Annotated in this window: 11 protein-coding genes; 5 read left to right on the top strand and 6 right to left on the bottom strand. The window is 62.6% G+C overall.

The annotated features are described in order from the left end of the window. Together EN964_RS13205 and EN964_RS13200 are read right to left on the bottom strand one after the other, a co-directional pair. A partial coding sequence (locus tag EN964_RS13205; RefSeq protein ID WP_164775807.1) for an acyltransferase occupies positions 1–558 on the bottom strand: 558 nt, incomplete at its 3' end. Between the two features lie 113 nt (positions 559–671). Continuing rightward, positions 672–2,579, bottom strand: a complete 1,908-nt coding sequence (locus EN964_RS13200) for a propionyl-CoA synthetase (protein ID WP_127269156.1) — start codon at positions 2,577–2,579, stop codon at positions 672–674. Positions 2,580–2,722: 143 nt separating this feature from the next. On the opposite strand from EN964_RS13200, the gene EN964_RS38515 reads away from it, so the two are divergent. From EN964_RS38515 to EN964_RS13180, 5 genes are all read left to right on the top strand, one after another. Further along, complete coding sequence (locus tag EN964_RS38515) at positions 2,723–2,926, top strand: hypothetical protein (protein ID WP_236383301.1); 204 nt, start codon at positions 2,723–2,725, stop codon at positions 2,924–2,926. Continuing rightward, a complete protein-coding gene (locus tag EN964_RS13195) occupies positions 2,923–3,570 on the top strand; it encodes a DUF2259 domain-containing protein (RefSeq protein WP_306663816.1) in 648 nt (215 codons plus the stop codon). The genes EN964_RS38515 and EN964_RS13195 overlap by 4 nt, the downstream gene beginning before the upstream one ends. A 441-nt stretch (positions 3,571–4,011) precedes the next feature. Then, positions 4,012–4,299, top strand: a complete 288-nt coding sequence (locus EN964_RS13190) for a PqqD family protein (protein WP_164748961.1) — start codon at positions 4,012–4,014, stop codon at positions 4,297–4,299. Further along, positions 4,299–4,733 carry a lasso peptide biosynthesis B2 protein gene (locus EN964_RS13185; protein WP_127269700.1) on the top strand — a complete coding sequence of 145 codons (435 nt, stop codon included), beginning with the start codon at positions 4,299–4,301 and terminating at the stop codon, positions 4,731–4,733. The genes EN964_RS13190 and EN964_RS13185 overlap by 1 nt, the downstream gene beginning before the upstream one ends. After that, positions 4,730–5,716, top strand: a complete 987-nt coding sequence (locus EN964_RS13180) for a serine kinase (RefSeq protein WP_127269702.1) — start codon at positions 4,730–4,732, stop codon at positions 5,714–5,716. Before EN964_RS13185 ends, EN964_RS13180 begins: the two co-directional genes overlap by 4 nt. Before the next feature lie 217 nt (positions 5,717–5,933). Here the strand turns inward: EN964_RS13180 and EN964_RS13175 are convergent, their stop codons facing one another. The 4 genes from EN964_RS13175 to dhaK all read right to left on the bottom strand — a co-directional run bounded on the left by EN964_RS13175 (position 5,934) and on the right by dhaK (position 9,945). After that, positions 5,934–6,893 carry a glycosyltransferase family 4 protein gene (locus EN964_RS13175; RefSeq protein WP_127269704.1) on the bottom strand — a complete coding sequence of 320 codons (960 nt, stop codon included), beginning with the start codon at positions 6,891–6,893 and terminating at the stop codon, positions 5,934–5,936. Further along, complete coding sequence (locus EN964_RS13170) at positions 6,890–7,747, bottom strand: glycosyltransferase family 2 protein (protein WP_236383302.1); 858 nt, start codon at positions 7,745–7,747, stop codon at positions 6,890–6,892. Before EN964_RS13170 ends, EN964_RS13175 begins: the two co-directional genes overlap by 4 nt. Before the next feature lie 122 nt (positions 7,748–7,869). Further along, positions 7,870–8,895, bottom strand: coding sequence for a nucleotidyltransferase family protein (locus EN964_RS13165; protein WP_127272248.1), 1,026 nt, complete (start codon positions 8,893–8,895; stop codon positions 7,870–7,872). A gap of 63 nt (positions 8,896–8,958) precedes the next feature. Beyond that, positions 8,959–9,945: a dihydroxyacetone kinase subunit DhaK gene (gene dhaK / locus EN964_RS13160; protein WP_127272249.1), complete on the bottom strand. Its 987-nt coding sequence runs from the start codon at positions 9,943–9,945 to the stop codon at positions 8,959–8,961. Positions 9,946–10,099: the final 154 nt, after the last annotated feature.

Genomic DNA, 10,099 nt, shown 5'->3' with positions numbered 1-10,099 from the left:
CGGGTAGTAGAGGCACCAGAACAACGTGCTGACCAAGCCGATGGCGACGGCCACAATCTCCATCAGATGGAAGCGGCCAAAGCTGAGCAGGATCCAGACGATGGCATAGAAGGCGATCTCGATGCCCAGCGTCCAGTAGACGCTGTCCACCCAAGGCGCGTACGGAACGAACAGGCCGGTGCGTAGGAGCCTGATGACGGCATCGGTCGGCCAACTGAGGCCGACAAGCAGCAGCACCACCGCGGTGACCGGGGCGCAGATCCAAACCGCCGGCGCCAGCCGTTTCACCCTTGCTTCGAAAAACTGCAGGGGTGTCGACCTTTCGGCGCTGAAGGCGATGACGAAACCGCTGATGACGAAGAAGATCTGGACGCCGACCCAGCCGGATTCGACCCAGGCGCCTATTGCCGGCTGCGGGGGAACGCCGCCCGTGGCGCGCGCCGAAACACCGTCCGGATACGCCCACACCCAGAAGCCATAGTGGTAGACCATGACCATGACGGCGGCGAGAAAGCGCAGGATGTCTACGCCACCAAATGTAATCTTCTGCTGAGCCATGCGACCTTTGTCGATGTCCCCCCGCGAACGACTTTAGGGTGCATTGCTGCGTCGCACAATAAAAGTATTGCTTGCCGATCGAAAAGGTCGTCCGCGGCCCACCCTTCAGTGGCTCAAAGTCCGATTCCGCGTTCCTTCAGGGCCTTGGTGATCTCGTCGAGGACGACCGGATCGTCGATCGTCGCCGGCATGGTCCATTCTTCCTTGTCGGCGATCTTCTGCATGGTGCCGCGCAGGATCTTGCCCGAACGCGTCTTGGGCAGGCGCTTGATCGTCACCACCGTCTTGAAGGCGGCGACCGGGCCAATGCGTTCGCGCACCAGACCGACCACCTCGTTCTCGATAGAGCCGATATCGCGGGTCACACCCGCATTCAACACCACGAAGCCCAGCGGAACCTGGCCTTTCATGGCGTCGGCAATGCCGATCACCGCGCATTCGGCGACATCGGGATGGGCCGAAAGCACCTCTTCCATGGCGCCGGTCGACAGCCGGTGGCCGGCGACGTTGATGATGTCATCGGTGCGAGCCATGACGTAGAGATAGCCGTCCTCGTCGACCATGCCGGCATCCGCCGTCTTGTAGAAGCCGGGGAACTCGTCGAGATAGGCCTGGCGGAACCGTTGATCGGCATTCCACAGCGTCGGCAGGCAGCCGGCCGGCAGCGGCAGTTTGATCACCACATTGCCCAGCGTGCCCCGCTGCACCTCATGGCCAGCATCGTCGAGCACGCGGATGTCGTAGCCGGGCATCGGCACGCCGGGCGAGCCGTATTTCACCGGCAGCAGGCCAAGGCCGGCGGGATTGATCGTCATCGGCGAGCCGGTCTCGGTCTGCCACCAATGGTCGACCACAGGCACATTCAGCTTCTGCTCCGCCCATTTGATGGTTTCCGGGTCGGCGCGCTCGCCGGCAAGAAACAGCGTGCGGAACTTCGAGAGGTCGTATTTCGCAATGAACTCGCCCTTCGGGTCCTGCCCCTTGATGGCGCGGAACGCGGTCGGTGCGGTGAAAAGGGCTACGACACCATGCTCCGCTATCACCCGCCAGTAGGTGCCGGCATCGGGCGTGCCCACAGGCTTGCCTTCGAACAGGATGCTTGTGCAGCCATGCAGCAGCGGTCCGTAGACGATGTAGGAATGGCCGACCACCCAGCCGACATCGGACGCCGCCCAGAACACCTCGCCCGGCTTGACGCCGAACTCGTTTTCCATCGTCCATTTCAGCGCGACCATATGGCCGCCATTGTCGCGCACGATGCCCTTGGGCTGGCCGGTCGTGCCCGATGTGTAGATGATGTAGAGCGGATCGGTGGCCAGCACCGGCACGCAATCGACATTGGCGCCCGCTGCCCGTTCGCGGGCGACGGCATCGGCGTAGTCGATGTCGAAATGCTCCTTCAGCTCGCAGCGCAATTGGTCGCGCTGCAGGATCAGGCAGGCGTCCGGCTTGTGGCGGGAAATCTCTATCGCCTTGTCGAGCAACGGCTTGTAGGCGACGACGCGGCCTGGCTCCAGGCCGCAGGATGCCGAAATGATCAGCTTCGGCCTGGCGTCGTCGATGCGGGTGGCAAGCTCATGCGAGGCAAAGCCGCCGAAGACCACCGAATGCACGGCGCCGATGCGGGCACAGGCCAGCATGGCGATGGCCGCCTCGGCCACCATCGGCATGTAGATGATGACGCGGTCACCCTTACGAATACCACGGTTCTTCAGCACCGAGGTGAGTGCAACCACCTCGCGCTTCAACTCGGCATAGGTGAACTTCCTGATCGTTCCTGTGATCGCGCTGTCATGGATCAGCGCGATCTGGTCGGCGCGCCCGCCCGCGACATGGCGGTCGATGGCGTTGTAGCAGGTGTTGCAGGTGGCGCCGGTGAACCAGCGGCCATAGACGCCAGCCGTGGCGTCGAACACCTTGTCCCAGGGCGAATACCAGTCGATGGCGCCGGCTGCGTCCGCCCAGAAGCGTTCCGGGTCGCGTTTCCAGCCTTCATAGACCTCGTGATAGCGTGAAGCCATCCATACCTCCCCAGGAATGATTTTCTTCCCTCCAGATAGCGCGCTCTACCCTTGGCCGCAAATGCACGCCATTGTACGGCCGATATCGACCTGGCGCTTGGGGGCAAGCAGCTATGAAATTGCGATTCCAGATTGGAGTGGGGATGTTTGCTGCTGTGCGGATCATCGGGCGCCTTGCGCTCCCATTGGTCATGGGTGTCGTGCTCGCGATCTCCGCTGGAACCGCTCAGGCTGGCGATGCCGCGGCACGGCACATCATCGGCTTTTCGCCGGATGGCGCTTATTTCGCCTTCGAGCAATATGAACGCTCGACGCCGGCGCCTCGGACTCTGGCTGGTCGCAGATAGACATCATCGATACCCGCACGGATCAGCTCGTTGGCGGTAAGCCGATCCTCGTCGTCGACGAGACGGAGGAGGCGACACTGACGCTGGAGCAGGCGAGGGCGCAGGCCGCCGCTCAGGCGGCGCCCATTCTCGCCCAATATGCCATCACATCCCCAGCCGAGCAGGCGGCTTCCGACAAGTTCACCTTTCCGGGCGAAATGGTTGCCTACAACGACATTTCTCACCTCGAGCAGGTGTCGCAGAAGTGGCTGGCGCCGCTCCATGGCGAAACAGGCATTTCGACCATCCAGCTCGACGAAATCCTGGCGGCCAGCACGAGCGATTGTTCGGCGAGTTTCGATGTGACGCGGCAAGGCGACCAGCTACTTCAAGAGGAAAAGCCACTTCAGGGTGAGAAGGCGGGCAAGGCCCTCGGCTTCCGGCTGACGCTGCAAGGCCAGGATGGCAAGCCGTTCAAAATCCTGCACGAGGACAAGACCGTGCCGGGCTCAAGACACTGCCCGACCTCCTACAGCCTGTCGGAATCCTACGAACTCACCCCGGCCGGCAAGCCGGCGGTGATCGTTGTGCTGGTGCAGCGTTTCAGCCAGGGTTTCGAGGGGCGCGATCGCCGCTTCCTCGCGGTGGCCGGGCAGCCACGCTGAGAGGTTACGCCCAGGCGCCGGCAGCCGCTGTGTCTGAAGGTTGTTTCTAGATCGGCAGGGCCACAAGCATGAGGCCAATGCCGCCAGCGATCAAAATGGCTGTGGCCAGCGCTTTTCTGTGACGTTCGAAGCTCGTCGGAGCCCGCTCCCAATTGTAACGCATACGCTATCTCCCCAATACCCAGACAGGTTTTACCTTACTTAGGGGAAGAAATGCAACGTCCGCTGCCGGCAGGCCCGCTGCTTGTCACATTTCATCGATGACTATTTCTGGGACGAATGCGGCCGGGAAGACGCAACCGAGCAGGTTCTAACGCGACTGGCGCGGAGAATCCGTCAGCAAAGCCGTTGGTCCGTGCACTGGGCTCCCATGATCGGCTGATAGACAGCGCTCCACCTCCGCGCTATCTGATTTCCGGGATGAGCGTGGCTTGGAGGGGCGTGGTGGAAATAGTCTCTGGAACCGTTCTGCGGCTGGCCGAGGATGCCTCGGTGCAGCATGTGGGCGATGGCGCAGTCGTGCTTTTGGCGCGCAGCGGCCAGCTTTATACATGCAACGGCACGACCGAAGCCTTTCTCGGCAAGGTGGACGGCGCGCGCAACCTCGACCAGATCGTCGATCTGCTTTGCGAGGAGTTCGAGGTCGACAAGGGGACGCTCGATCAGGACATGGCGGCACTGGCCGCGGATCTGATCTCTGAAGGTATCCTCGCCGCGCCAGGTGCTTGATGACTGACGGCCCGCTCCTGCGCGCTCTGTTTCGCTGCCATCTCTGGGCAAGCGCGCGGCTGATGCCGGTCTTGGTCATCAACCGGAGCTTCGAGGAGGTGCTCGAATGGGCGCCGCTCGCCTCGTCGACGCCCTATCGCGGTCTGCCGTCCGCCTACATAGTCGCCAGCGTCAACCGCGCCGTCCGCCGTCCCTGGCTGATGCGTGACCGCAGGTGCCTGAGGGAGGGTCTGCTAGGTCATCGTTTCCTGCGCCTGGCCGGCTTCGATCCAGACCTGCGCTTCGGCATCGATCCGCAGTCGATGCAAGCGCAGCGCCTGGCAGCGCATTGCTGGGTCTGCCTCGATGGCAGGCCGGTGGTCAGCGACAAGCTTCCCGGCATGGTCGAAATCTATCGTCATCATGCCGATGCCATAAAGGCGCGTCCCGCTTGACCAGACCTTCAGCCTGCTATGGCCTCAACGGCCTGATCCTTGGCATATCGGCCGAGCGCCCGGAGCTGTGGCAGGATTTCGACCGGATGCTGGGCAGCCTGCGTATCGCGGAACCCGTCGAGCCGGACTTTCGTCTCGAAATCGCCGAGACAGACACCTTGGACGAGGCACCCAACGGATCCCTCGTCTTCGATGGCGAGGTGCCGGAGGATGGTCCCTGCCGGATGTTCGAGGATAGTGGTATCATCCATCTGGTCTTTCCCGAGCGTCAGACCGTTGCCATCAACGGCGTGGCGGGCTGGGCCGAACTCCGGATCCGCCCTGGCGCGAAAGCCGCGTGGACACCGGCAATGCTGGTGCTCGACGCCGCGCTCGACGCCGGTGGCCAGCATATGCTGCACACTGCCGGCTTGACGTTGCCGGACAGCGATGCGGTGGTGCTGATCCATGCTCCGAGCGGCACCGGCAAGACCACGACGTCACTCGCGCTGGCAATACAGGGCTTTGGCCTCTGCTCCGACGACGCCATGATCGTGCATGCCACTTCGGGCAAGGTCGTCGCCTGGGGTCTGCCGCGCGCCGTCAAGATCCATCGGAAGACCGCGGAGATGATCCCGCAGGTGGCGCCCTGCCTTGGCCAGACCTGGGATCGCAATGGCGAACAGCCCATCTCGCTAGAACGGCTGGAGGATATCATCCGGGTGGAAAACGCGTCCGCCCGGCCGGTGGCGGCCCTTCTGCACCTGGCGCGTTCCGCCGGAAGCCAGAGCCGGCTCGTCGCCATGGCCGGCACCGACGCAATGGTGGCACTGGCGGTGGACAACGTCCGCACCGGTATGACCGGGCTGCTGCCGATGCAGAAACGCCGGCTGGCGACCATCGCCGGGGTGGTCAATGCGGTGCCGACCTTCCGGTTGGAGGTGGGCGCGCGCCCGGCTGACGCTGCGGCACTGATCAGCGCCGCTCTGACGACTCGGGACTGAATACCCCAGGCAACGTGGGGCCGCTATTCCTTGTTCCCAAGGGCGTGGGGATAGCGTGTTTCGGAGTGCTTCTACTTCGCAGTTTTGCGCAAAAACAACGATTTCAGCGCAGCGCCGCCTCGTTATCCTTGCTGCGCGAGGTACGGAAGAGCAAGGGTCCGGGAAAACTCGAATGGCGCTACAAAGGTCAGGTTTGGCAGGGCACACCCGAAGCCGCTCATCTCATGGGCCCGACAGCTCCGCCCGCAGTAAGCAACGAGGCAAACATGCGCGCGTAGTTCTCCGCCTGCACGCCCCAATCCCACTCTTGGATCGTCTCGATCATGCGGGCGGCCATCCTCGACCGGAGCGATGGCGTGTCCCGCAACAAGGCTAGCTTGTTCGCAAGCCCCTCCGCAGTTCCATCGAAGAACAGCCCGTTGTCGCCATCCCGAATCAGCTCGGGCATGTTTCCCACACGGGTGGTCACCAAAGGGACACCGCACGCCGCCGCCTCCAAGCAAGGATTGGGAGTGCCTTCGCTGAGGCTGGCGCAGACATAAACGTCGAGATCCCGATAGAAGCCGGGCATCTCGTCATGGCTACGCCAGCGTTGCTCGCGAATCGCCGTCAGTAGGCGCGCGCCCGGCACGGCCGCTACCGCGGGCTCGATGACGTCGTGGAAGCCGCGATGTGCTGGACCATGGTTGCCGAGACTTCCCGCCCATCCGACACGGAGCTCGCCAGAACCGGGTTGTGGCTCTTGTGCGGGACAAAAGAACGTCGTGTCGACTCCATTGGGCGTGTAGTGGACCGGAACACGCAGTAGAGGACCGTATTCGTGCTCGAGCTGCCGATTGTTGACAAAGACAGCGCGCGCCAGCCGGTGCAGGGCGGCGAGCCCGGGCTCGCGGAATTCGCCCTCCAGCTCTCTGTGGCTGCAGATCCCGATGAGCAGCCTGTCAGACCGCCTGGCGAGGGCCGATTCCGGCAGGGGCAGCTTCGAGATCTGGAGCCAATAGAAGATGAGCACGATGTCCGCCGTGTTCACGTCCGACTCAGTCACATCATGTTGAAATCGTTGGACGATCTCGAACCTTCTTTCCAGCACGCGCCGGAGATTTTGGGTCTTGCGATCAATCGCCCAGCCGGGTCGATCCGCGATCGCCAGGACGCGGGGGAGGTGTACCTCATTCACGAGGCGTACCGCTCAAGCCAGTGCGCCGACCATGGATTGGCCTCGTCCAGATCGTCGTCCGTCGCGCTGGCGCGCACCTGGCTGGCGTCCGGCAGCAGAATATCCTCTGATCGCAAGCGGGGTCGCCATCCGTGCCAGCCACGACCAATGACCTCTTCGCTCAGAAACCGGCGGCCAGCATACTTGCATGCGGCGTGCTCTGCGCTAAGGAACAGATAGTGCTTCATGCGAAAACGCTCGGAGTAAAGCCTCACCGGACCCGCGAACCGTACGAGATGGCCGCCTGACCACGCAATCTCCATGGGGCCGTCCTGTTTCTTGTAGGCACGGACGCAGTGTGGGGAGGTTGGCCGGAACGGGTAGTAGGTGCGCAGCGTGTGTTGATAATCGGGATTGTCGTGATCGGGAGCTTCTCTGGTAGGAATGAACGTAAACTCGGAAGATTCGATCGCATTGAAGCCGAGTGCGTCGGCTGCCGCAATGGCGGAGACCAACGATGAGTACGAAGTCGGCGGAAGGTGGATCTCGTCAGCGTCAACATGCATGAACCAGTCTGCTTCGAGCGACTGAAACAGTTCCTCTTTGCGACGAAGAAGGTGCTCCCAGCAATACCAGCCGTTATGCGGGATGGTTTCGAATCCTATCAATCCGGCTCCGCAGTAGCGCTGGGCAATCTCAAGCGTTCGGTCCGTCGACTGATTGTCGCAGATGTAGACCTGTACGCCTTGACGAAAGAGGTTCTCGAGACATCCGGCGACGAACCGTTCTTCGTTCCGTGTCGTAAGGACCGCGACGACTCGCGGGGAACTCCGATCACGCGCAGCATTCGCAATGTGGGTATTGAGATCGGCCAAATTCCTCAATCCTTCGTCGTGTGCTTCCCGACGCAGGCTAAAGACTCAAAGCGGCCAAGCCAAGAGCGCCATCACTTTCCGACCTGAGGTGATGGCGCGACGCTTTTCCGGGAGAGAACGTCTCACACTTTTCCTGGAATTGCTCTCGCCCTGGCCAGCCGTTGGATCCAGCGGAAGGCGTCGCGGCGTAGGCGCGAACCAAGCTTATCCCTGGAATTGACGCCGAGCAGCGTATTCGTGGTGATCAACCGCCTGGCCAGCCGTATGGAGAGATCGGGTTTGATGCGGCCGGCGAGTTCGAGCGCGCGGCTTTCGTCGAACAACCGGCCGGTCACATCGAGCACGATTGCCAACTCGAGCTCGATGCCGGTGGTACGGGCAGCGTCGAAGAGGCGTGCTTCCGCTTCGGGTGATTGCAGCGCCCGCACGCCCTGCAGCACGTCGACGCAAAGCTGCAGCCGGTGGAATTTATGGCCGCCGGCGGCGTGCACGATGGCGATCGTGAGAAGAGCCGCCGGCGTGTCTGTCGCGTCGCCGTCGATGGCGCGCAATTCAGGGAAACCCAGCGACAGGCGCCGCCGCATGCCGATGTCATGCACGAGGTCGCCATGCAGTTCGACCAGCAGGCTGGAATTCTCCTTTTCGAGCCATTTGAATTCCTGCAATTCGTAGGATTCGGCCTCGTTGCTGCCAAGCTCGAAGCCGCATGCCGTGATCACCTGGTTTGCCCGCGCCAGGTTGGCGGGTTCGACCAGGATATCGATGTCGGTGAACGGCCTGTCGGCGACGTTGCGGTAGAGCTTGCGCGCGAAGACGGGTCCCTTGACGATCCGCGCCGGAATATTGTCCGCCGCCAGTCCCTTCATGATGCGGTCGCCATGATACTTCAACAGCATAGACTGGCCGGTGGCGATCGTTGCCTTCTGGCGCAGATTTTCCAGCTTGCCGTGCAGGTCCGCATCCGCTGGCAGCCGCGCGTCCCCGCTGAGCTTGCGCAGCATGATCGGCAGGACGCCATGGAATTCGGCGTTGTCGAGCAGCGACATCAGCGTCTTTGCCGGCAAATTATCGACGTCGACAGTCGGCGCCTCCGGATCTGCGTAGCGCAGCAGCAGCTTTTCTTCGGCAGGGGTAAGCGGTGGCAGCATCAACCTGGACAATGTTGCGATTGCAGGGAAAGATGTCGCAGAAAAGCAGGGTGGAAGCCAGGGTTACATGCCCCAGCGTAGCGCCGCCGTGTGTACAGGCGCGTCCCAGAATGCGGTCGTCTCATCGTCGAGCATGGTGAGTGTGATCGAGCAGCCGGCCATGTCGAGCGAGGTGACATAGGAGCCGACCAGCGAACGGGCCACCGTCACGCCATGCTTCTCGAAAATCGCCCGCGCGCTGTTGTACATCAGGTAGAGTTCCATCAGCGGCGTGCCGCCGAAACCGTTGACGAACAACAGCGCTGGACCCTTCGCCCGGTCGCCGAGATCGCCCAGGATTGCGGCACAGATCTCCTGCGCGATAGCATCGGCGCTTTTCAGCGTGTCGCGCCGGCGGCCGGGCTCGCCATGGATGCCGACGCCGAATTCCATCTCGCCATCGCCGATGTCGAAAGTCGGCCTGCCCGCCGCCGGTACGGTGCAGCTGGTCAGCGCCACGCCCATCGAGCGGGTAGCAGCGTTGACGCCGTCGCCCAGCGCCTTCAGCGGCGCCAGTGCCAGGCCATGTTCGGCAGCGGCTCCGACGATCTTTTCCACCACCAGCGTGCCGGCGACGCCGCGCCGGCCCGTCGTATAGGAAGAATTCTCGACGGCGACATCGTCATTGGTCACGATCTGCTGGACGCCTTCAGACATCTCGGCCGCCATGTCGAAGTTCATGACGTCGCCCTCATAGTTCTTGACGATGAACAGGCAACCGCCGCCGGTGTCGACGGCCTCCGCCGCCGCCAGCATCTGGTCCGGCGTCGGCGAGGTGAACACCTGGCCGGGGCAGGCGGCGTCGAGCATACCGTGCCCGACAAAGCCGCCATGCAGCGGCTCGTGGCCGGAGCCTCCGCCGGAGATCAACGCCACCTTGCCCGGCCGCAAGGTCTTGCGGCGGACAAATTTGTGCTCGTCGCCGAGCACGAGGATGTCGGCATGGGCGGCGACGAAGCCGTCGAGGCTTTCGGTCAGCGCCGTGTCCACCGAATTGATAAACTTCTTCACGGCCGTCTCCTCCCGAAATAGGCCTTCCAAAGCAATTCCAGGGAAAGTGTGTCGCGGTTTTCCGTCCGGAATTGCGTAAAACAAAGAGTTCGATCAGCCACCCTTGCCGGTGATGCTGGTGATCTTCTGGATAAAATCGTTCACCGCCTTATCG

Origin of the sequence: Mesorhizobium sp. M7A.F.Ca.CA.001.10.2.1, from assembly GCF_003998575.1 — a bacterium.
Classification (GTDB): Bacteria; Pseudomonadota; Alphaproteobacteria; order Rhizobiales; family Rhizobiaceae; genus Mesorhizobium.
Note: the sequence above shows the minus strand (reverse complement) of the source record. Positions and strands in the feature narration are given on the sequence as shown.

Bases quoted from the DNA above. Each gene is read 5' to 3' on its own strand.
- EN964_RS13200 (WP_127269156.1), bottom strand. From the start codon at position 2,579: ATGGCTTCACGCTATCACGAGGTCTATGAAGGCTGGAAACGCGACCCG.
- EN964_RS38515 (WP_236383301.1), top strand. From the start codon at position 2,723: ATGTTTGCTGCTGTGCGGATCATCGGGCGCCTTGCGCTCCCATTGGTC.
- EN964_RS13185 (WP_127269700.1), top strand. From the start codon at position 4,299: ATGACTGACGGCCCGCTCCTGCGCGCTCTGTTTCGCTGCCATCTCTGG.
- EN964_RS13165 (WP_127272248.1), bottom strand. From the start codon at position 8,895: ATGCTGCCACCGCTTACCCCTGCCGAAGAAAAGCTGCTGCTGCGCTAC.